Origin of the sequence: Rhodococcus sp. 105337, assembly GCF_012844225.1 — a bacterium.
Classification (GTDB): Bacteria; Actinomycetota; Actinomycetes; order Mycobacteriales; family Mycobacteriaceae; genus Rhodococcus.
On sequence record NZ_JABAGQ010000008.1, the window covers coordinates 14,224 to 35,145 of the forward strand.

Here is a 20,922-nt window from a genome sequence, read left to right on the forward strand (position 1 = left end):
GGTCAGGGGAAGACGGGGATTCCGGGCATCTCGACGAAGCCCGGCAGGTGTTTGACCTGCCGCATCCAGCGCCGGAGTGCGGGGAACGTGTCGTGGTCGATGCCGATGTCCCGGCTCAGCGCAGCGGCGGGGTACAGCGCCAGATCGGCGACCGTGGGCCGGTCGGCGGTGAACCAGTCGTGGTCGGCGTGGAGAGCGAGGTGGTCGTCCAATGTCTGGAGAACCGTGAGCGCAGCGCGCGTGTCGACGGCGTCGGTGGTGTAGAGCGCGGTGTCGCGGCAGGCGTAGACGTGTTCGAGCGGACCCGACGCGAACGTCAGCCATTCCGGTGTCGTTGGTGCCCAATCGGTTCCAGCTGCCAGGTGTTCGAGAACGGCCATGGTGCCGACGAGTACGGCGGTACCGGTCTCGAGTACCGGGAGCACACCGGACGGTGTGAGTTCGCGGTACCGGCCGGTCAGATGCGCCCCGCCGGGGATCACATCGACGGGTTCGATCCGGTGTTCGTAACCGAGCACCGACGCCGCAAGTCGCACCGAATAACAGCGCGGGTCGAGCGGAAAGTCGTGGAGTACCGGAATCGTCATGATGCGACCATCGGTGCGAAGGCGGTCGCACTCTCGCGGATGTCGTGTATCCGGCGGACCAGCGCACGCACCGTGTCGTCCGGCACCGCCCCCGGAGCGATCAGGTGCAAGGCGGTGGTCTGCGCGTCGACTACCTGAATTCCTGCGAGGATCGCGGTTCCGTCGAGGATGCCCACTGCGACCGTGCCCTTGTCCTGGAAGTCTTCGGTGAAAGAACGCAACCGATCGACGACCTGCTCCCTACCTTCCCGGATCCAGACCGAGCGGACGGGGGTGGCCACGGAGGGGATACGGGAGAGTTCGGTGTCGTCGGCGGGATCCGCCGAACTCACCCAGACGAGACCGCCGCGCTCGAACGCCCGGTACCGCGTCGGCCGGACAGAGCCCGGAGGTTCCATTCGTGGGTGTGCGGGCACATGACGACATGCGCCGTCGCCGTCGAATTGCCAACCGTGGTAAAGGCATACGAGCCGATCGTCGCGGACGAATCCGAAGCTCAAGCGCATTCCGCGGTGCGGGCAGCGGTCGGCCCAGGCGTGGAGCGTGCCGCCGGCATCGCGCCACAGGGCGACGGACGACCCGTCAACGGTGGTGCCGGTCGCGGCACCCGGTTCGATGTCGCGACCGAGCGCGACGGGAAGCCAGACGGTCATGGCAGGACTCTCCTCTCGGTCGATGTGAGGTCGAGGACGACGTTGTCGTCGGGTGCGAGCGCGCACGCTGCCTCGAATGCCCCGACGAGGTCGGGGTCGCCGTGGGTGTGGAGTTCGATCCGGTGTTCGGTCGCGGTCACCACAGTGGCGTGAATGCGGAGAAGCTCGGCTCGGGACACCGAGAACCGGATCATGACAGCGGGATCGAATCGTCCGACGAGCGTGAGCGTGGACGAGATTGCGCTGCTCATGTCAACAGGAGCAGGTGTGCCGGCCGAGTCCGATTGCGGTGGCGGCTGTGTGATTCATGAGTCCTCCGGGAGACGTGTGGTGCTTCGTCTGGGACGGCCCTCGCACCCGTCTCCGGAGATGTCCTCTTCCGGAGGGGAGCTCCGGATCGTTCGCCGGCAGTGCCGGACGGACAGCATCGACTCGATTTGCGATGCGGTTCAAAGTATTACACAGCGTTGGAATGAAGACCGCCGCCGGGGATGAAATTCCCGTTACGGCCGTGTGACTTTCGCGTGCGACAGGCGGGTGCCGCCGGTGCAGCACGGCGGCAGACCGCCGACGGCGCCCCTGTGCACTGGATCCGGTGGGTCGCGAGACGCGTCGCCACCGGATCCGGTGCGTCAGAGCGAGTCGAGAACAGAGGTCGTGAACAACTGGTCGGCAGACACGTCGATCCCGGCAGCATTGAGCGTCTTGATGTTCTGGTCGATCAACGCCGGGGGAAGTGCAAGCAATCCGAGCGAGTCCGTGTCCGGCGTAACCATGATCTGTTCGAGGATCTTCGATTCCAGGAGTTGCTGTGCCCGGTCGAATCCCTGGTCCTTACCGAACACGTCGACGGTGAGGTTCGTCCCGAGCTCCGGATCGGCGAGATTGGCTTCCCATCCGCGCCGTTCTGCTCGGAGGAAGGCGGCAAGCTGCTCTGGATTGTCCTGCACCGTCCGTGCTTTTGCGAAGTAGACACCGGAGAACACGGCGTATCCGTAGTCGGCGAAGAGGAACGTGTGGGTCTCGATGCCCTTGACTTCCAGCTGGGTAGGTTCGTTGATCACGAACACGACCTGCCCGTCGACCTCGCGGTTCGCGACGGGTGACGGATCGAACTGGACCGGAACGACCTCGACGGACCCGGGATCGATGTCGTTGATCTGAAGTAGCAGGTTGAACGCAGTCTCGTTCAACGCGGCGACACCGATCTTCTTCCCGATCATGTCCTGGGGCGAGTTGATGGGATTGTCGGCACGGGAGAGGAGGCAGAAGGGGCTTTTCTGGAATCGCGTGCCGAAGATTCGCAGATCTGCGCCTTGTACCACCGCTTTCGACACGACGTCGGCGTTGCTGCCGCCGATGAGCGCCTTGTCGGACATCACGACCGTGTCGGGGCTTGTGTTCGGGCCGCCGTTGAGGAAGTTGACCGAGAGCCCGTTCTCTCGGTAGTAGCCGCGGTCGGCGGCGATCCAGCTTCCGGAGTGCTCGGTGGTGGGAAGCCAACTGAGCTGATAGTTGAGGGCGGTGGTCCCGTCCGGCGCGGTGGTTGCGCCGCTCCCGGATGAGCATGCAGACAAAAGGGTGGGCCCTCCGAGGGCCAGCGCACCGAGGCCGAGCCCACGGCGGAGCAGAGTGCGACGCGAAAGGGGATGTTTCGCAGGGGTCATCGTAGAACTCCTTAGTGGAAGCGATTGCGACTGAGCGCGTTCTCGGCTGCGGTGGCGAGAGCGTAGGCAAGAAGTGATACGACCGTGATGAGGACCACCGAGGACCACAGCCGGCCGTAATTTGCGCCGGTAGATGCCCTGAGCATGAGGAAACCGATTCCGTCCCCGGTCGCCAGCCATTCGGCCAGAAGTGCCCCCATCACGGCAGAAGGGGCCGCGATTCGTGCCGCGGCGAACACGCTCGGCAACGCGTACGGAATTCGGGCGCGAACCATCAGGTCGAATCTGGAAGCGCCGTAGGCGCTGAGCAGATCGATTGCTCCCGACGGCACTGAACGGAGCCCGGTGACAATAGTGACCAGCGACGGGAAAAAGGTGACGATTCCTGCGATCACGACAACGGTTGCGACGTCGCGGCCGAAGACCAACGCGATCAACGGCGTCATCGCAACCAGTGGTACGGCGCGGAGAGCTACCGCTACCGGCATCACGGCAGCTTCGACAGCGGGCCACGAGAGTACTGAGACGGCGACGACGAACGCGGCGACAGTCCCGGCCAGATACCCGTAACTCGCGTGAAGTGTTGTCGTGCCGAGCGCCGAGATCAGTTGGTCTCGTTCGCTACCCGGCGTGGCAAGATAACGCCACACGTCCGCGGGTCCTTTTGCGAAGTACGGATTCAGCCCCATGATCGCGACCTGCCACAACACCAGCGATCCGAGTACGGCTCCGGCTGCGGTACCCGCAGTGAGGGCAATCCTCTTGGGGATCGATCCCGATGCTGTCCTCGGGACGGTTCCGCCGGTCATGGTCGCCGACCAGGAGCACACACGGCGTTCGACTGCCGCAGTGGCCAGATACGCCGCACCCGCAAGCATCGTTGCGTACAGCGCCAGTGCCCAGGTGCGTTCCACGTCCAGGGATTGCTGCGCATAGACCATCGCAACGCCGAGTCCTGAGTCCGCGCCGAGATACTCACCGATGATTGCGCCCAGTACCGCTGCCGGGGCTGCAATCCTCAAGCCACCGAAGGTCGCCGGTAATGCAGACGGCAGAGTTACCCGGACGAACTCCTGCCGGCGCGAGCCCCCGGCCGTGCGTACCACATCGATCGCCGCCTGGTCTGCGGCCTTCGCGCCGACCATGACCGCGACGAGCGTCGTGAAGAAGACGCTTTGTGCGGCGATGACAACTTGGGGTCGGTCGCCGTCGAGCACCGCGGTGAGAATCGGAGCGATCGCGATCACGGGGAGGCAGTACAACGCGAGCGCCACTTGGGTCGCAACTCTCTCGATCGGCCGGATGAGAATGAACACTGTGGCCAAGACGAATGCCGCCGCATTACCGAACAACCACCCGCGCGCGGCTTCCGAGGCGGTCTGTACGAGGTTCGGGAAAACCATCGACCAATCCGTCACCGCTTGGGCGACGATCGCAGTAGGAGTCGGTAGGGCGAAGTAGGACGAGAAGACAGTGGCGGCGAGCAATTGCCACACCGCCAGCATCGCGAGGATTCCCGCGACGCGATGGGTTGCTCGCCACTTGTGCTGTTGCAGTGTGAGATTCCCCTGACGGGTGGAGCTGAATATCGACACGGCTTCATACCTCGATCCTGAGCAGGGGGAATGTCTCGGACTCAGTGCGCGAACGAGTGCTGCATCCGCGTCGAGATGCGGCGGTGCTCGACCAGCGCGTCGGCCAGTCCGGCGACACGCAACTCTCCCGACTCCACGAGAACGCGGCCGTTGACCACGGTGATCCACGCGCGCGCCGGCCCGCAACGCAACAGGGCTTCGACCGGATCGGTATGGGCTCCGGCCAGCGACACGGGATCCATATGCCACGCGACGAGATCGGCAACGGACCCCGGTGTGAGTCTGCCGAGTTCGTCGTCCCACCCGAGGCACCGGGCCGATCCGACTGTGGCGATTCCGAGTGCGTCGCGCGCCGTCATGCTGGTCGGCCCCCCGATGAATCGACCGAGGAGCAGCGCGGTACGGGCTTCGAGCCAGAGTGACGCGTGATCGGTCGACGCCGAGCCGTCACAGCCCAGTCCGACTGCCATACCCTCGCTGTGCAAGGCCGCCACGCGGGCCGTTCCGGAGCCGATGAGCATGTTCGAGCTGGGACAGTGCGCCACGCCGACTCCGGCGGAGGCCAGCCGCCGCGTCTCGCTGTCGGACGGGTGGATGAAGTGTGCGACCCACGAACGGTTTCCGGCCCATCCGACATCTTCGAAATGTTCGACGGGGGTGCGGCCGTACCGTTCCGTACAGTAGGTGTGTTCGTCGAGATCTTCGGCAAGATGAGTATGCAAGCGCACCCCTGTCCGTTCCGACAGCTCTGCAGTGCGGCGCATCAAGGCGTCGTCGACGGAGAAAGGGGAGCACGGCGCGAGAGCGATACGAGTCATCGCACCCGGTTCCGGATCGTGGTACGTGTCGATCAGGCGCTGACTGTCCGCGAGAATGGTGTCGGCATCCTGCGTCACACTCGCGGGAGGGAGGCCACCGTCCTCGACCGACAACGACATCGACCCGCGAGTGGGGTAGAAGCGGAAGCCGATATCACGAGCCGCACGGACCTGAGCGTCGATCAGATTGGGCCGCGGATGCACGTAGAGATGGTCGGTGGAGGTCGTGCAGCCGCCCAGCAGGAGTTCCGCGAGTCCGACATACGTCGAGACGTACACGGCCTCCTCGTCCAGGTTCTCCCAGATCGGATAGAGGCCGGTGAGCCAGTCGAACAGCGATCCGTTCACCGCCGGCCCGTAGGACCGCGTGAGATTCTGATACATGTGGTGATGCGTGTTGATCAGTCCTGGGGTGACCGTCCTCTGCCCCGCTGAGACAGTCTGCTGTGCAACAGGTTCGGTTCCTCTGGTCCCGACTGCGGCGACACGTCCGGCGGAAATTGCCAGCCAGGCGTCCGCGATCTCGGATCCGGGCTCGAGTACCAGATAGCCGATATCGCGCACAAGCAGATCGTGCATGGTTGTTCTCCCTCTCCTGGCAGACCGGACCTGTCTGTGATGGCCCTCGCACCCATCACCGGAGAGGGTGTCCTCCTCTGGAGGGGAGCTCCAGATCGTGTACCGGTCGCGCCGGACGGACGGCGGGCTCGTTCTCTGATGCCCTATGGCGCAAGAAGTTACGAGTACTCTTGGACGATAGCTTTGCGCGGATGTAAATGATGGGTTACTCGTCGGCCCTCTTGACACGCGATGGTGGGCGCGGCACCGTAGAGATCCTCCCGGGCATCGCGATCAACAGCCCGTCGGCGGTGTCTGTCGTGACACGCTCGTCAATGCATCTCCTACGGATCGGAGTTCGGCACCGTGACTTCTCTCTCCTCATCCGTTGTCCCGCCGGATTCGGCGGGCGCACTTCGCCCTCCGGGTACCGGCCTGGATATAAGCGGTTTGACCCGGACGTTCCAGTCGGGACGATCGCGCGTCACCGCGCTCGACGACGTCGACATCCGAACCTCGGAGGGGCAGTTCCTGTCGTTGCTCGGTCCGTCCGGATGTGGCAAATCCACCGTCCTGCGGATTCTGGCGGGTCTCGACCGCCCCGACGCCGGCCGTGTCCTTGTCAACGGCATGAGCCCGCAGGAGTTGCGCGAGGGTCATGAACTCGGTGTCGCATTCCAGGATTCCGCCTTGCTGCCGTGGCGCAGTGTCGAAGCGAACATCGCCCTTCCGCGCCAAGTCGCCGGGCTGCCGTCGGATCCCGAGTTGGTTCGGCAACTCATCGGCCTGGTGGGGCTGGGTGGGTTCGAGAAGTCCAAGCCCGCGCAACTGTCCGGCGGAATGCGTCAGCGCGTGTCGATTGCGCGCGCTTTGGTGTTGCGGCCTTCTGTGCTTCTGCTCGACGAACCGTTCGGTGCCCTCGACGACATGACCCGGCAACGCCTGAACCTGGAGTTGCAGCGGATCTGGACCGAACGGCGCGCCACCACCTTGATGGTCACGCACGGAATTGCCGAAGCTGTCCTGCTCTCCGATGTCGTGGCTGTCATGAGTGCACGCCCCGGCCGAATTATCGATGTGGTGCCCATCGATCTCCCCAGGCCGCGCACCGCTGAGACGATGCGGAGCGCCGAATTCCACGGCTATGTGGATGCCCTGAGCAAGTTGCTGTTCAGTGGCGAATCCGGCGAGGGGTGAGACCGGGCGTACGAGGGGCCATGAGTTGCACCTCCCTCCTTTTCCTGTAATAATTCCAAAACTGGATTAATTACAGAAAAGCCGGATCATGTGGGGCCGGGGGGAGAAGGAGAGAGTCACATGTTCAGTGTCGACCGATCGGTCGCCCTGCCGCCGCTGGTGCTCGGTGGGCTGCGGCCGCTGTATCGCCAGATGCTGCGCAACGGGGTACACAGCGCCTCGTTCGAGTACCTCGCGCCGGGTGCCGTGCTCGATGTGTGCGTGATCGCGGGCGCACACGGTCCCGAGTTCAACATTCGTTCCCGTGAACACGGCATCGACTTCACGCTCGCGATGACCACGCACTTCCGCGCCGTGCCGGTGCTGGATGCCGACACCTATCGCGCGCTGTGCGAGGTGATCGCGCCGGATGCCGAGCCCACGCCCGCGACCATCGTCGACTTCCTCCTGCGGGTGGTCGCCCAGTCGCCGGCGGTGCTTTCGCGGACGCACGCCTGCGCGGCCTGAGAGTCGAAACCCCAGCAATCGGCCCCGGCGGGAGAAACTCCCACCGGGGCCGATCACGCTGTGGCGCCGGGTCTTACAGCCCCGGACGCTTGCCGACGGTGAGCGTCACCTCGCCGGTATGGGCGAAGAAGTCGTTGCCCTTGTCGTCGACGACGATGAACGCCGGGAAGTCCTCCACGTCGATCTTCCAGACCGCCTCCATGCCGAGTTCTTCGTATTCGACGATCTCGACGTTCTTGATGCAATCCAGTGCCAGGCGTGCCGCGGGGCCGCCGATCGAACCGAGGTAGAAACCACCGTGCCTGTGGCACGCATCGGTCACCTGCTTGGACCGGTTTCCCTTGGCGAGCATGATCATCGAGCCGCCGGCAGCCTGGAACTGCTCGACGTACGAGTCCATGCGACCGGCTGTGGTCGGGCCGAACGACCCGGACGCGAGACCCTCCGGAGTCTTCGCCGGGCCGGCGTAGTACACGGGGTGGTCCTTGAGGTACTGCGGCATCTCCTCGCCCGCGTCGAGACGCTCCTTGATCTTCGCGTGCGCGATGTCCCGGGCGACGACGAGAGGACCCGTGAGCGACAAGCGCGTCTTGACGGGGTGCTTCGACAGTTCGGCGAGGATCTCGGGCATCGGGCGGGTGAGATCGATCTTCACGGCGGCGCCCTTGCCGGTCCCGGAGACACCGGACGTTTCCGCGTCGAGCGCGCTGTCGGTGATCTCGGGCAGGAAGCGGCCCGGGTCGAACTCGAGCTGCTCGAGGAACACGCCCTCCGGAGTGATCTTTGCCTTCGCCTGGCGATCGGCCGAGCACGACACGGCGATCGCGACCGGCAGCGACGCACCGTGGCGCGGCAGGCGCACCACGCGGACGTCGTGGCAGAAGTACTTGCCGCCGAACTGCGCGCCGATCCCGATCTTCTGGGTGAGCTCGAAGACCTTCTTCTCCAGTTCGTGATCGCGGAAACCGCGACCCGTCATGGCGCCCTCGGTCGGCAGTTCGTCGAGGTAGTGGGCGGAGGCGTACTTGGCGGTCTTGAGTGCGAACTCTGCCGACGTACCGCCGACGACGATCGCGAGGTGATACGGCGGGCACGCTGCGGTGCCGAGCGACCGGATCTTGGCCTCGAGGAACTGCATCATCGAGTCCGGGTTCAGGATCGCCTTGGTCTCCTGGTACAGGTACGACTTGTTGGCCGACCCGCCGCCCTTGGCCATGAAGAGGAACTTGTAAGAGTTCTCGTGGCCCTTCGCGGTGTCCGCGTACAGCTCGATCTGTGCGGGCAGGTTGTTGCCGGTGTTCTTCTCGTCCCACATGGTCAGGGGAGCGTTCTGCGAGTACCGCAGGTTCAACCGGGTGTAGGCGTCGTACACGCCCCGCGCGATCGACTCCTCGTCGTCACCGGGGGTGAGCACCTGCTGGCCGCGCTTACCCATGACGATCGCGGTGCCGGTGTCCTGGCACATCGGCAGCACGCCTGCCGCGGCGATGTTCGCGTTCTTCAGGAGATCGAGCGCGACGAACTTGTCGTTGTCCGATGCCTCGGGATCGTCGAGGATGCTCGCGAGCTGCTTCAGGTGATCCGACCGCAGATAGTGCGAGATGTCGTGCAGCGCTGTTTCGGTGAGCAGGCGCAGCGCCTCGGGCTCGACCTTCAGAAAGGTGCGGCCGTCGGGGCCTTCGACGGTGGACACCCCCTCGCTGGTCAGCAGCCGATACTCGGTGGGGTCTTCCCCGATCGGCAGCAGGTCCTCGTAGAGGAAGTCGGCCATTGTTTCTCCTGGAAGAGGGGGTGGTGTTCCGGAGACAGATTAGTCGCGCAAGATCGTGACCTCGACAACGGGGCATGTGACGCAGGCGTCACATGCAGGTGGTGTGGCCCGCATCTCCGGAACATCGGGGAGTTTCGGGATGTGTGGGGCTGCGGTCATCCCAGGTCCACAGATCCGTGCCCGATCTCGCAACTCGGAGGTGACGCGCGTCATGCAGTCTGCCGGTCGAAATCCTTACACTGGTATGGATGCACGAGAAACCCCGGGAGAAGACCGCGTGACCGCTGAAGCCTCACCATTGCCCTCCTTGGCCTGGCTGCCCCGCTTCCACGCATGGATAGATGTCGCGGTAGTGGTTTGCGTCCTGATCGCAACCAATGTGATCGCGCACTTCACGACCGTATGGGCGTCGATCGCCACCGTGCCGGTCTCCGCCGCGATCCTGGTCGTCCTGATGCGGCGCCGAGGTATGCGGTGGTCGGAACTCGGCTTGTCGCCGCGCCACTGGAAGCGCGGCACGCTTTATTCGGTGGCCGCAGTCGCGCTCGTTCTCACAGTCGTGGCGATAGGCATCGCGCTCCCGTTCACCCGGCAGTTCTTCCTGTCCGAGCGCTACGCAACACTGTCCGGCGCGCTCGTCGCATCGATGATCATCATTCCGCTACAGACCGTGATTCCCGAAGAACTCGCTTTTCGCGGCGTGCTTCACGGCACCCTCGAACGCGTATGGGGTGCTCGCGGAGTATTCGCTGCCGGGTCGTTGCTGTTCGGTCTGTGGCACGTCGCGTCCTCCCTCGGTTTGACCGCGGGCAATGCCGGCCTGGCGGCGATCTTCGGGTCCGGCGTCTTGGGGCAGGTCGCAGGCGTCACCGGTGCGGTGATTGCGACCGCCGCCGCAGGGTTCGTCTTCACCTGGCTACGCCGGCGCAGCGGGAGCATCCTCGCTCCGATCGCATTGCACTGGTCGCTCAACGGCGTCGGGGCGCTGGCGGCAGCCCTCGTGTGGCAGATCTCGATGGGCTGACGAGCCTTCCCCTTCAGGCGTGCCGCTCCCGTCTTGTCACTTCCGTGACGTCACTCTTCCGGGTTCTCGATCCAGGAGCCATAGGGCGGAGGCCCGTCGCTCTGAATCTGCAAGCCGAAACTCGGGGAGTGCTTCCACACGTATCCCGGCAGCACATGCTCTTCCGACGTCGTGTTGTTCATGATCACGATGTCCCCGGTGGCACGCTGCTCGAGAGCGAAACCGTCGTCGCGTCCGTCGACGACCCACCATTTCGTAGTGCTCATGACGAAGCCTTTCGGATCTGCTCGAACACAGTTTCCGTCCCAACGGTAGCGCGCACGACACCGCCACGACACCGCTTCGGCAACCTCTCCGGTGCCTACCCGGCGCGCAGCGCCGAAGCCGTCCAGGCGTCCGCGGGATAGAACGCTTCGATGGCCAATTCCGACACCGTGACGTCCAGGGGGGTCCCGAACAGCGTGGTCGTGCTCAGGAACGACAACACGCCGGTGTCGACCCGTAACTGCAGCGGCACGACCAGCGCGTGGGGATCCGTGGCCGAGACCGGGTCGTCGCACGGATACTGCTCGAGTTCCCGGTGCAGGCGCGCGAGCACGGGATCGCCGGTCGCCGCGATCTGATGGCGCAACCGTGCCAGCAGGTGCGCGCGCCACTGGCCGAGATTGGCGATACGCGGCGCAAGTCCCCGCGGGTGGAGTGTCAGCCGCAGCACGTTGACGGGCGGTTCGAGCAGGTCCGCCGCACAGTCCGAGACCAGCGCCGTGATGGCGTCGTTCGCGTCGACCATCGTCCAGTGCCGGTCGACGACCAGCGCGGGAAACGGCCGGTGCAGTTCCAGGATCCGGGTGATGGCATCGGCGACCGCACTCAACGGCACGTCGTCGAGCCGGTGCTCCGGATAGGCGGGCGCGAGCCCCGCGGCGAGCAGAATCGAGTTTCGTTCCCGCAAGGGAATATCGAGATGCTCGCTCAGTCTCACCACGATGTCCCGGGACGGCTGCGACCGCCCTGTCTCGACAAAGCTGATGTGCCGCGACGAGATGCCTGCCCGATGCGCAAGGTCGAGTTGGCTCATTCCCCGGCGTTCCCGCCACGCGCGCAGCAACGCCCCGGGCCGGACCCCCTCGACGACCGTCATGTTGTCGAGAATAGAGCCGCCGGGAACGGCCGCCATTACCTCCGAGGTAATCGACCGGCGCCGCCCGGCGCGGCACGCTCGAGGCATGACCGCATACGCAGTAGCCCACCTCCGCAGCGTCGACTTCGGAGACGCCATCGCCGAATACCTGACGAAGATCGACGACACCGTTCGTGCATTCGACGGCCGGTTCCTCGTCCACGGAACAGACCCCCACGTCCTCGAAGGGGAATGGCCCGGCCACCTGGTGCTCATCGAGTTCCCCGACCTCGAACGGGCACGCGGGTGGTACGACTCGCCCGAGTATCAGGAAATCCTTCCGCTGAGGACCGAGAACTCGGACGGTTCGGCGATTCTCGTGGAGGGCACCGCGCCCGGTTATCGCGCGGCGGGCTACCTCGACAAGATCAGCGGGCGGGTGAACTCGGAGCGCTGAGGATCCCCGCGGCCCGAGCAGGTTCCGCGTAGGCCACCGCCAGCGACTCGACGGTCTCGTGGGCATTGAGTCCGCTCGGGTTGGGTACCACCCACAACGGTGTGCCCCCGATGGTGTCGTCCTGAAGACCCGTCCGCGCCGTGCGCTTGCCGAACGCCGCCCGGTACGCCGTGATCCCCGCAACCGCGACGACCCGCGGGCGGAACTCGGTCACCACCGACGCCAATCGTTCGGCGCCCGCACGCAATTCGTCCGACGTCAGCTCGTCGGCGCGGGCGGTCGCCCGCGGAGCCAGGTTGGTGATGCCCACGCCGCGTTCGATCAGGTGGTTGCGATCGGCCGCACTCATTCCTTCCGACGGGGCGATCGGGTGTGTGATGATCCCGGCCCGAAAAAGCGCGGGGTAGAACCGATTTCCGGGTCGCGCGAAGTGGGCACCCGTCGCCGCAGTCCACAGCCCGGGATTGATCCCGACGAACAGCAAGCGGCATCCCGGCCCGACGAGGTCGGGAACCACGGCGTCGCGGAAGGATTCGAGTTCGGCACGTGTGAAACCCATCGGTCCACAGTAAGCGGTGGCTGCCCCTACCCCGAGGGCACCCACGTGCCGTGCAATCCCGCCGGCACCCGGATCGGTAACCGCACCCGTGCACGCGGTCCGGTGCCGGGATCATCGGCGGAGAACACCAGGAACCAGCTCGTCAGATCGGTGAAGTCGGTCGCGATCGAACCCCAGTAACCGGCGCCGGACGTGCTCGTGAGGTACACCGGCTCGCCGGGGGAGAGCCTGCCCCCGGACCACACCGTGTCGGCGCCGGAATCTACGTCGAACCAGAACAATGCGTCGGCGGAGCCGGACGGCAATCGTTGCGACCCGCTGCGGCCCAGCGTGGCGACGATGCGGTGTCGGTCCGTCGACAGACGCTCGTCGATGCGTGGGAACTCGATGTCGCGGTCGTGGAGTGTCGTGCGGGCGACGCCGTCCCGGCCGATGACGGCACGGCGCAACAGCGACGGGTTGGGTCCGTCGTGCTCGGTCAACGCGCCGGGATACCGCCACTCGACGTAGTCGACCGCGACATCTCCTCCGGGGAGGTCGAAGGCATTGGCGGTGTGCCACATCCAGAAGGAGTCGGTGGAGAACCAGCGCACTGCGCCACCGTCGCGGGGGACGAGGGCGACCCGGACCCCGAGTTCGGGTTGCCAGTCGAGGGGCGAGGCGCCCGTGAAGATCTTTTCCAGGTCGAAGACCATCGGCGCCAGGATCAGCACGATATAGGTCTCGGTGAGAGCCATGTCGTGCACCATCAGAGGGCGGTCGGCACCGTCGACGGGTGTGGCCGCGCGTACGACCGCGCCGTCCGGGCCGAACACCGACCATGTCAGGAACGGCGCGTCGAGCATGTAGCAGAACGCGACCATCTCGCCGGTGCGCGGATCGATCTTGGGATGGGCGGTAAGGCCGACAGGTAACGCCCCGCCGAATGTCTCCCGGCCCAGCGTTTCGAGTTCCGAACCGAGCGCGTACGGCGGCGCGGCCTCGGCCAGCGCGAGCAACCGCCCGCCGTGACGGACCACGTTGATGTCGGGAAGTTCGCGCATGGTGTTCGCGAGATCGGGCCCCACCTCGTCGGCGGGCGGAAAATACGGGTCGGTGATGCCGGCCCACAGGGCTCGTCCCGCCTTCTCCTCGGCCACGACCTGCGGGGTCCGCACGAACCGGTTCGTGTAGCGCGCGGTACCGCCGGACAGTTCGACGCGGTGCACCATTCCGTCCCCGTCGATCGGGTAGACGTACTGCCCGATCGGATCGAATCGAGGATTCGGGCCGTTGCGCAGGTAGCTGCCTTCCAGGTCGTCGGGCAGATGTCCCTCGACCACGAGGTCTCGTACGTCCACCTCGTCGCGTTGCGGCGCGAACATGCCGCTCAGGTGCGCGTGGTGGGCCATGTCGACGGGTGCGGGTCGGTTCATGAGGTCACCTCATGCGAAGCGGAGAAAGGGGTGGAGTCCCCGTCTCGCATGGTAGGTCGCCGGCCGGGTGCGAGCGGACGGTTTCGGAGCGGAGCGCGACGGCCGGGGTCCGTGACCAATCGGCTAGGGTATTTTCCGACGTCCAGGACCGAAGCCGCGGCCGCGTGGCCGCAACGTTAGGGGAAGGTGTGCAGCGCCGGAACGCGATCGGTAATTCCGTCCGGAACACCGGAGGCGACGAATCCGCGTTGCCGCCGTACACGGATCTCCTGTGGCCGACGCTGCAGGCCGTGATCGAAATCGGCGGATCCGGGGTCATCGAGGAGATCGACGGGGCCGTGATCGCCCGGGTCGGTTTGTCCGAGGCGGACCGGGCCGTACTGCACGGTGACGGGCCCGGCACCGAAATCGAGTACCGGATCGCCTGGGCGCGCACCTACCTCAAGGGCATGGGCCTGCTGTCGAACACCCGTCGAGGCGTGTGGAGCGTGACCGACGACGGTCGCGCGGTCCGCGAATCCGAGATCAAGCCCATGCAGGTCGCGTACACCGCGGAGAAGCGACGCCGACGCCTGGTCCGCAACTCGTCCCAAGGCGCGCAGGTCGTGCCGCTCGCCGCTGCACCCGAGGATCCCGAGCTGTGGCGAGAACCGGTACTCGGGGCGGTCGCCGACCTTCCCGCGGAGGGTTTCGAGCGCCTCGTCACCGCTGTGCTGCGGTCCGCGGGCTTCACGACTCTGACAGTCCCCGCTCCGGGTGGGGGCACCGACTCCGACGCGCAGGTGGAGGGCACCGGCATCCTGCGTGTCTCGCTGCTCAGCTTCTCGGTGTTCTTCCGGTTCGTCCGCGGACAGGAGCGCGCGGGCGCCGACGTCGTTCGCGAATTCCGTGCGGCGATGGTCGGTCGCGGGGAGAAGGGTCTGCTGGTGTCCACCGGATCCTTCACCGACGATGCGCGCGCGGAGGCACACCGGCACGGCGCTCCGCCCATCGATCTCGTCGACGGCGAGGGTCTGTGCGACCTCCTCAAGGAGCACGGACTCGGCATACGCACCACGGTGCGCACCGTCGAAGATGTCGCGCTCGTGCCCGCGTTCTTCGCCGAGTTGGCGGGCCGCTGAGGACCGTTCGCAGCGTAGGTCCGACCAGCACCTTTACCGATGTGCTGCGTGTGGCAGGTGTGAATGTGGTGCAATCCGAAGGCACGATCACACATTCCGGAACGGGGGCGCCATGACGTTTTCTCGTCGAGACATGTTGCGGTACGCGGCGATCGGCTCGGGCGCCGTGGTGGCCTCCGCGGTCATGGCCCCGGGGGCGGCGCAGGCCCGGGACGTCCTCGGCACCATCGTCGACTATTCGGCGGGTGTGCCGTCGGCGGCGTCGATCAGGGCCGCAGGACACATCGGGGCGATCCGGTATGTATCCGACCGTCGGCCCGGCGCCGACTGGATGCTCGGTAAGCCGTTGACCCGGGGAGAAGCCGGCGCCCTGCTCGACAACGGACTGGAAGTGGTGTCGTGCTACCAGTTCGGCAAGGCGGAGACCGCCGACTGGCTCGGCGGCTACGACGCAGGACTGAGGCACGCGCGACGCGGTCTGGAATTGCACCGCGCGGCGGGCGGACCCGCCGACCGGCCGATCTACGCGTCGATCGACGACAACCCGAACTTCGAGCAGTTCACCACCCGGATTGTGCCCTACCTTCTCGCGTGGCAGGAGGTAGTCGGCCCCGCGAACACCGGCGTGTACGCGAACTCTCCGACCATCGACTGGGCGTCCGCGGTAGGCCTCGGCGCGTTCTACTGGCAGCACGACTGGGGCACGTCGGCCGGTTACGTCCATCCGCGCGCACACCTGCACCAGAAGGGCGGCGGGACCATCGACGGAATCGGTATCGACGTCAACCGCGTCTTCAGCGCGGATTACGGACAGTGGTCGCTTACACGCCTCTAGCCGGTCCGACCTCGCGTACTCGCGGAGGTGGCGGCGGGATGAACGCGGTGAACACCAGGGCCACGACGGACGCGAGCGCCGCGATGAGGAAGGTGGTGCGGAACCCGCTGAGTTCCGGCACGACTGCATCGCCGACCTGCACGGTCATCGCTGCGAGCACGACACCGATCACCGCTGCCGCCGTCGAGGTACCGATGGACCGCATCAGCGTGTTCAGACTGTTCGCCGCCGCGGACTCGTGGAGCGGGACGGAACTCATGATGAGCGCGGGCATGGCGGCGTAGGCGAGACCCACACCGGCTCCGATGACCATCGATGCCGCGATGATGTGCCACAACTCCCGGTGCAGCAGATACGCCGTGAGATAACCGGCGCCCACGAAGACCACGCCGCAGGCGAGGGTGACACGCGGGCCGAACGTGGTGGTGATCCGTGCCGACACGGGGGACAACGCCATCATGACGAGTCCGCTCGGCGCGAGGGCCATACCGGCAGCGACCATCGTCTGCCCGAGTCCGTAGCCGGTTTCGGGTGGCGCCATGAGCAATTGGGGGAACGCGAGGACGTTCGCGTACATCGCGAAGCCCAGCGCGATCGACGCCAGGTTCGTCATCAGAATGGGACGGCGGGCGGACAGTCGCAGATCGACCAGCGGCCGGTCGACGCGCAACTCGTACCAGCCGAATCCCAGGAAGACCAGCAGCGCTCCGCCGAGCATGGCGAGGGTGGCCGGCTCAGCCCAACCCCACGAATTTCCCTTCGTCACCGGAACGAGAAGGAGAATCAGGGCGGACGAGAGCAGACCCGCTCCAAGGAAATCGAACCGGCCCGGGTTGCGTCGCGGTGATTCCGGGACGAACTTCCATACCGCGGCGATGCCGACCGCGCCGAGCACCAGCGAGGCCACGAACAACATGTGCCAGTCGGTGAGCTGTGCGACCAGTGCCGCGAGGGGCAAGCCGATTGCTCCGCCCACACCCATGGTCGCGCTGATCGTGGCCATCGCGCCGGGAACCCGTTTGGCCGGAAGCTCGTCGCGCAGGATGGCGATGCCGAGGGGGATCGCGCCTACGGCGGCGCCCTGGAGAGTCCGACCGATCACGAGGGGCAGGAGTGTGTTCGCCATCGCGCACACCGCGGAACCGAGCACCATCATGCCGAGGCTGACGAGCAGCATCCGGCGTTTGCCGAACATGTCACCGAGCCGGCCGCTGATCGGGGTGACGACCGCACCGGCCAGAAGTGTCGCGGTCACTGCCCAGGACGTGTTCTCCGGAGATGCGTTCACGAGGAGCGGCAGCCGGGGCAGGATCGGCACGATCAGGGTCTGCATGAGGGCGACGCTGATCCCGCACATGGCCAGGACCGCGACGATCCCGGAAGGAGCGGGTTGCTCCCGCGTCGGGATCGGAGTTTCGACGGCCATGCCTCTCCTCGCTCAGGGGCCGGCGAGATCGCGGCCGAAAACTTTAGTGCGCCATATCAACTAGTTGGTCCACCGTGTCTAGCACGGGGATACCGCCGATGTACAACCGGTTTCGGTCCAGCGCACCGGACCGAAGCCCTGTACAGACACGCGAAGACCGCCGGGAAGAATCCCGGCGGCCTTCGGTTGTTCTGTTATCGGTGTCCGTCAGGGCACGGACACCAGGCCCAGGGTGGGGAGGAAGGTGCACGAACGCGGGTCCGCGCCTTCCTTCTGGGTGGTGATGCCACCCGAGACGACCGCTACGACCTGGCCGGCGCCGGTGTCGGCGATGGCGGTCAACGTTGCGGGACCGTCCGGGTTGATACGTGCCTCGTTGGTGAGCGGCTGGGTGCCGCTGCGGCCGTTGGAGACGTTGATCCAGCTCAGGGTCAGGTCCTGTTCGCCAGCGGTAGGCGCGGTGCCGAGCGCGGTGAAGACGAATCCGACCTGACCGGCGGCCGGGCCCGGGGGCGGCAGCTGAGCAGGACCGGCCACTGCGAGCGCGCTGCCCACGGAGTCCTGTCCGTCACCGATGCAATCCTGGCCGAGCGTGGGGTACAGGAACTGCGAGATCACGACCGTGCCCGGTGCCGGAATGTCGGGGCCGCCGCCGCCGCTGCCGTCCAGGAAGGTGATGACGCGCTGAAGGGTGCCCTTCAGGGACTCCGGAAGCTCGGAATTCGCGAGCAGTTCCTTCGCCTGTGCGAGCAGGTCGTTGCTGCCGTCCGCGACGTCGGCAACATCCGACGGCCCTGCCGCAGCTCCGACGATGGCGGGAGCGAGCGATGCGAGTGCTTCTACCTGCTCGGGGTTCGCCTGGATTTCGGGGATCAGACGTGTCAACGACTCGATGGACAGGTCGGCCGGGACCTCGAACTGCGGGAGTTCGACGAACTGGGTCAGGTCGGGCAGCGCCGGGGGCGCCGGTTGCGCGAAGGCGTGCGACGGCACCGCCAGTCCCGCAGTGGCGGCAAGTGCGCACGCTGTGAGCGCACGCCGCATTCCTCGAGTACGAAGCACTGTTCCCCATCCTTGTCGTTGAAGCACCTGGTAGGCCTGGAAGACCAGCCGGTACTGACGGCTCGAGGCGACACTCTATGGAGTCCCCTCCCGCAGGACAACCCACCGTGCCGAACCCGGGTTGGCGGTTGCCTTCGGGGGAGTGTAGCCACAGTTTGTTCCGAATGGCGGTACCCGGTAGACGGTAACGTGTTTCCTTTGTGACTGTTGTGAGTAGAGATGAGATTGTTACCAGAGTGAATCAGGGTTTCGGAGGGCTGGGTGTTCGCCGGTAGTCTCTAGAGCCGAAGGTCCGGACATCCGGGCCAGGGAACGACGGGAGGCTGCACCGCGGTGCCACGACGAGTTCCTTCGTATCCGGTGCGGTGGTGCGCGGCACTGCTGGTGGTGTCCGTCGCGGCACGACTCGCCTGGACGTTGTTCACGCCCAACGGGATGAACCTCGTCGACCTGCATGTGTATGTGGACGGCTCCGCCGCTCTCCTCGACGGCGACCTCTACAACTTCACCTACAGTCGCTACACCCCGGACTTCCCGCTGCCCTTCACGTATCCGCCGTTCGCAGCGCTGGTATTCCTCCCGCTGCACGTAGTGCCGTTCGCGGTGCTCGGCGTGGCGTGGCAACTGCTCACGGTCGCGGCCCTGTTCTTCGTTGTGCGTATCGCTTTCGAACTTGTGATCGGGCCCGAAGCGCGCACGCGGCGGTGGACCGGGGTCGCCCTCGCGTGGACGGCCGTCGGCATCTGGACCGAACCGCTGCGCACCACCCTCGACTACGGGCAGATCAACGTCTTCCTGGTCCTCGGCGTCATGGTCGCGGTGCGCAGTTCCCGGTGGTGGCTTTCCGGCGGCCTCGTAGGAATTCTCGCCGGAATCAAGCTGACGCCCGCCATCACGGGCCTCTACTTCCTTGCACGGCGTCGATGGCGGGAAGCCGTGTTCTCTGCCGTCGCGTTCGCGGTGACCGTCCTGGTCAGCGTGCTCACGCTCGGCGAGCAAGGACTGACCTACTTCACCACCCTGTTCGGCGACGCCGACCGGATCGGTCCGGTCGGATCGGTGTGGAACCAGTCGCTCCGCGGCGCGCTGAGCCGCATCGTGGGGGAGGACGTCGAGACCGGACCGCTGTGGCTCGTCGCTGTCGTCGTGTGCGCCGCACTCGCGTTCGCCGCGTGGCGTTCGCTCGGAAAGGACGATCTGCTCGGGACCCTGCTCGTGGTGCAACTCCTCGGTCTGCTGGTTTCGCCGATCTCGTGGGCCCATCACTGGGTGTGGGTCGTTCCGATGCTGATCTGGCTCCTGTACGGCCCGCTGGCCGGGCTCACCGGCACTCGTATCCTCGCCGCGTTCTGGGCCGTCGTGACGCTCGTCGGCGTGCCGTGGGTGCTCAGCAGTGCGCAGGACTCGATCTGGACGGTGGGGCGGCCCGCGCCCCTGGCGTGGCTGGGCACGGTCTACGTCGCCGGTGCGGTCCTCGTCTACGTCTGGATGATCGTGGGCGCGCGGAAGTTGCGGGCCTCGGAGACTGAGCACGCCGCGACGGTTACCGTCGCAGAAGAAGCCTCCGACGCCGCGACCCCTACAGACCGACCGTCTGAGCCAACTGATCGATCCGGCGCGCCATCTCCGCGTCCGATTCGGTGATCCCCCCCGAGGAGTGCGTGCACAGCGAATAGGTCACCTTCCGCCATCGGATGTCGATATCGGGATGGTGGTCCGCCTCTTCGGCGGCCTCCGCGACCTTGTCGACCAGCGCGATCGCGTCGGGGAACGTCGGAGCCTCGATCGTTCGGATCAGGGACGCACCTGCTCGTCGCCAGTGCGGGAGTTCGGACAGTGCCGCGTCGATCTCGCCGTCCGTCAGTAACTGGGCCATGAACCATTCTGGGACGATGCACGGCATGACCGCAACGACACCGCCGACGGGACACGTCGTCGCCGGGGCTGTAGTCCGTGACGGGCGCGTACTCCTCGCTCAGCGGACCCGGCCGCCCGAACTCGCCGGCCAGTGGGAATTGCCCGGCGGGAAGGTCGAACCGGGGGAGAGTGCCGAGGAGGCGCTTCGCCGCGAACTGCGCGAAGAACTGGGTGTCGAGGTCCGCGGCGGAGAGCGTTTCGGCGCCGAAGTTCACCTTCGCGGCGGTCTGGTGATGTGTGCGTACCGGGTGCACCTGCTCGACGGAGAACCCCGCGCGCTCGATCACGCCGCGGTGCGCTGGGTCGATGCCGGTGAACTCGACGACGTGGACCTCGTGGCAGCGGACCGGGTGTGGCTGCCGGACCTCCGGGCGCTGCTCGCCGGCTGAGTTCAGGCGGCGCGCGCCTTCTCCAGGTGCTTGCGGAGTTCTTTCTTGCTCAGGTCGTCGTTCGCGACCTTCTTCATGCGCATGATGACCACGGGGCACTTCACGCAGCGGGTCTTCTTGCGGCAGCACTTCTTCTTCGGCTTCAGGCCGGCGACCTTGCTCGGCTTGATCTTCTTGCCCATGAATCGTCCCGCCCTCGTCGCAGCATCCGGGTGTCAGGTTAGCGTGCCCTTACGGGAACGCA

At 66.1% G+C, this 20,922-nt stretch carries 23 protein-coding genes; 8 read left to right on the forward strand and 15 right to left on the reverse strand.

The window, feature by feature from the left end:
* Window positions 1-2: 2 nt before the first annotated feature.
* From HF886_RS13755 to HF886_RS13780, 6 genes are all read right to left on the reverse strand, one after another.
* Window positions 3-587 (reverse strand): glutathione S-transferase family protein, encoded by a 585-nt coding sequence (locus HF886_RS13755; protein ID WP_169621601.1) that lies wholly within the window; start codon window positions 585-587, stop codon window positions 3-5.
* Entirely contained in the window at window positions 584-1,240 is a 657-nt protein-coding gene (locus tag HF886_RS13760) for a Rieske (2Fe-2S) protein (RefSeq protein ID WP_169621602.1), read from the reverse strand. Before HF886_RS13760 ends, HF886_RS13755 begins: the two co-directional genes overlap by 4 nt.
* The gene (locus HF886_RS13765) at window positions 1,237-1,491 is read right to left on the reverse strand and encodes a hypothetical protein (protein ID WP_169621603.1); all 255 of its coding nucleotides are present in this window, start codon (window positions 1,489-1,491) and stop codon (window positions 1,237-1,239) included. The genes HF886_RS13760 and HF886_RS13765 overlap by 4 nt, the downstream gene beginning before the upstream one ends.
* A 381-nt stretch (window positions 1,492-1,872) precedes the next feature.
* Window positions 1,873-2,907, reverse strand: coding sequence for an ABC transporter substrate-binding protein (locus HF886_RS13770; RefSeq protein WP_169621604.1), 1,035 nt, complete (start codon window positions 2,905-2,907; stop codon window positions 1,873-1,875).
* A gap of 11 nt (window positions 2,908-2,918) precedes the next feature.
* A complete protein-coding gene (locus HF886_RS13775) occupies window positions 2,919-4,502 on the reverse strand; it encodes an ABC transporter permease subunit (RefSeq protein WP_169621605.1) in 1,584 nt (527 codons plus the stop codon).
* 41 nt (window positions 4,503-4,543) lie between these two features.
* Window positions 4,544-5,899: an 8-oxoguanine deaminase gene (locus tag HF886_RS13780; protein WP_169621606.1), complete on the reverse strand. Its 1,356-nt coding sequence runs from the start codon at window positions 5,897-5,899 to the stop codon at window positions 4,544-4,546.
* 429 nt (window positions 5,900-6,328) lie between these two features.
* Here HF886_RS13780 and HF886_RS13785 point away from each other — a divergent pair, with 429 nt between their 5' ends.
* Together HF886_RS13785 and HF886_RS13790 are read left to right on the forward strand one after the other, a co-directional pair.
* A complete protein-coding gene (locus tag HF886_RS13785) occupies window positions 6,329-7,075 on the forward strand; it encodes an ABC transporter ATP-binding protein (protein ID WP_240952353.1) in 747 nt (248 codons plus the stop codon).
* 120 nt (window positions 7,076-7,195) lie between these two features.
* Complete coding sequence (locus HF886_RS13790) at window positions 7,196-7,582, forward strand: hypothetical protein (RefSeq protein WP_169621608.1); 387 nt, start codon at window positions 7,196-7,198, stop codon at window positions 7,580-7,582.
* 73 nt (window positions 7,583-7,655) lie between these two features.
* Here HF886_RS13790 and HF886_RS13795 read toward each other — a convergent pair whose 3' ends face one another.
* On the reverse strand, window positions 7,656-9,353 hold the full coding sequence (locus tag HF886_RS13795) for a fumarate hydratase (protein ID WP_169621609.1): 1,698 nt from the start codon (window positions 9,351-9,353) through the stop codon (window positions 7,656-7,658).
* A gap of 244 nt (window positions 9,354-9,597) precedes the next feature.
* Between HF886_RS13795 and HF886_RS13800 the strand changes: the two genes are divergently transcribed.
* The gene (locus HF886_RS13800; RefSeq protein WP_169652591.1) at window positions 9,598-10,377 is read left to right on the forward strand and encodes a CPBP family intramembrane glutamic endopeptidase; all 780 of its coding nucleotides are present in this window, start codon (window positions 9,598-9,600) and stop codon (window positions 10,375-10,377) included.
* Between the two features lie 50 nt (window positions 10,378-10,427).
* Here the strand turns inward: HF886_RS13800 and HF886_RS13805 are convergent, their stop codons facing one another.
* Window positions 10,428-10,643, reverse strand: a complete 216-nt coding sequence (locus HF886_RS13805; protein WP_169652592.1) for a maltose regulon activator MalT — start codon at window positions 10,641-10,643, stop codon at window positions 10,428-10,430.
* Window positions 10,644-10,738: 95 nt separating this feature from the next.
* Window positions 10,739-11,518, reverse strand: a complete 780-nt coding sequence (locus HF886_RS13810; protein ID WP_169621612.1) for a helix-turn-helix domain-containing protein — start codon at window positions 11,516-11,518, stop codon at window positions 10,739-10,741.
* Between the two features lie 85 nt (window positions 11,519-11,603).
* Between HF886_RS13810 and HF886_RS13815 the strand changes: the two genes are divergently transcribed.
* Window positions 11,604-11,954 carry a DUF1330 domain-containing protein gene (locus HF886_RS13815; RefSeq protein WP_169652593.1) on the forward strand — a complete coding sequence of 117 codons (351 nt, stop codon included), beginning with the start codon at window positions 11,604-11,606 and terminating at the stop codon, window positions 11,952-11,954.
* Here HF886_RS13815 and HF886_RS13820 read toward each other — a convergent pair.
* On the reverse strand, window positions 11,926-12,513 hold the full coding sequence (locus HF886_RS13820; protein ID WP_169621614.1) for a mismatch-specific DNA-glycosylase: 588 nt from the start codon (window positions 12,511-12,513) through the stop codon (window positions 11,926-11,928). The genes HF886_RS13815 and HF886_RS13820 overlap by 29 nt on opposite strands.
* Before the next feature lie 26 nt (window positions 12,514-12,539).
* Window positions 12,540-13,928: a carotenoid oxygenase family protein gene (locus HF886_RS13825; RefSeq protein WP_169652594.1), complete on the reverse strand. Its 1,389-nt coding sequence runs from the start codon at window positions 13,926-13,928 to the stop codon at window positions 12,540-12,542.
* Between the two features lie 188 nt (window positions 13,929-14,116).
* Between HF886_RS13825 and HF886_RS13830 the strand changes: the two genes are divergently transcribed.
* Both HF886_RS13830 and HF886_RS13835 read left to right on the forward strand, forming a co-directional pair.
* Window positions 14,117-15,049, forward strand: a complete 933-nt coding sequence (locus tag HF886_RS13830; RefSeq protein ID WP_169621616.1) for a winged helix-turn-helix domain-containing protein — start codon at window positions 14,117-14,119, stop codon at window positions 15,047-15,049.
* A gap of 112 nt (window positions 15,050-15,161) precedes the next feature.
* Window positions 15,162-15,884 carry a DUF1906 domain-containing protein gene (locus HF886_RS13835; RefSeq protein ID WP_206038784.1) on the forward strand — a complete coding sequence of 241 codons (723 nt, stop codon included), beginning with the start codon at window positions 15,162-15,164 and terminating at the stop codon, window positions 15,882-15,884.
* Here the strand turns inward: HF886_RS13835 and HF886_RS13840 are convergent.
* Window positions 15,871-17,310, reverse strand: a complete 1,440-nt coding sequence (locus HF886_RS13840; RefSeq protein WP_169652595.1) for an MFS transporter — start codon at window positions 17,308-17,310, stop codon at window positions 15,871-15,873. The two genes, HF886_RS13835 and HF886_RS13840, sit on opposite strands and share 14 nt — an antisense overlap.
* A gap of 207 nt (window positions 17,311-17,517) precedes the next feature.
* Window positions 17,518-18,354, reverse strand: a complete 837-nt coding sequence (locus HF886_RS13845) for a hypothetical protein (RefSeq protein ID WP_169621717.1) — start codon at window positions 18,352-18,354, stop codon at window positions 17,518-17,520.
* A 351-nt stretch (window positions 18,355-18,705) separates the two neighbouring features.
* Here HF886_RS13845 and HF886_RS13850 point away from each other — a divergent pair, with 351 nt between their 5' ends.
* On the forward strand, window positions 18,706-20,016 hold the full coding sequence (locus HF886_RS13850; protein ID WP_296551731.1) for a mannosyltransferase: 1,311 nt from the start codon (window positions 18,706-18,708) through the stop codon (window positions 20,014-20,016).
* Here HF886_RS13850 and HF886_RS13855 read toward each other — a convergent pair.
* The gene (locus HF886_RS13855; protein ID WP_169652596.1) at window positions 19,952-20,248 is read right to left on the reverse strand and encodes a 4a-hydroxytetrahydrobiopterin dehydratase; all 297 of its coding nucleotides are present in this window, start codon (window positions 20,246-20,248) and stop codon (window positions 19,952-19,954) included. The two genes, HF886_RS13850 and HF886_RS13855, sit on opposite strands and share 65 nt — an antisense overlap.
* Before the next feature lie 25 nt (window positions 20,249-20,273).
* Here HF886_RS13855 and HF886_RS13860 point away from each other — a divergent pair, with 25 nt between their 5' ends.
* Entirely contained in the window at window positions 20,274-20,678 is a 405-nt protein-coding gene (locus tag HF886_RS13860) for a (deoxy)nucleoside triphosphate pyrophosphohydrolase (protein ID WP_169621620.1), read from the forward strand.
* A 2-nt stretch (window positions 20,679-20,680) separates the two neighbouring features.
* Here HF886_RS13860 and HF886_RS13865 read toward each other — a convergent pair whose 3' ends face one another.
* Window positions 20,681-20,860, reverse strand: a complete 180-nt coding sequence (locus HF886_RS13865; RefSeq protein WP_169621621.1) for a hypothetical protein — start codon at window positions 20,858-20,860, stop codon at window positions 20,681-20,683.
* Window positions 20,861-20,922: the final 62 nt, after the last annotated feature.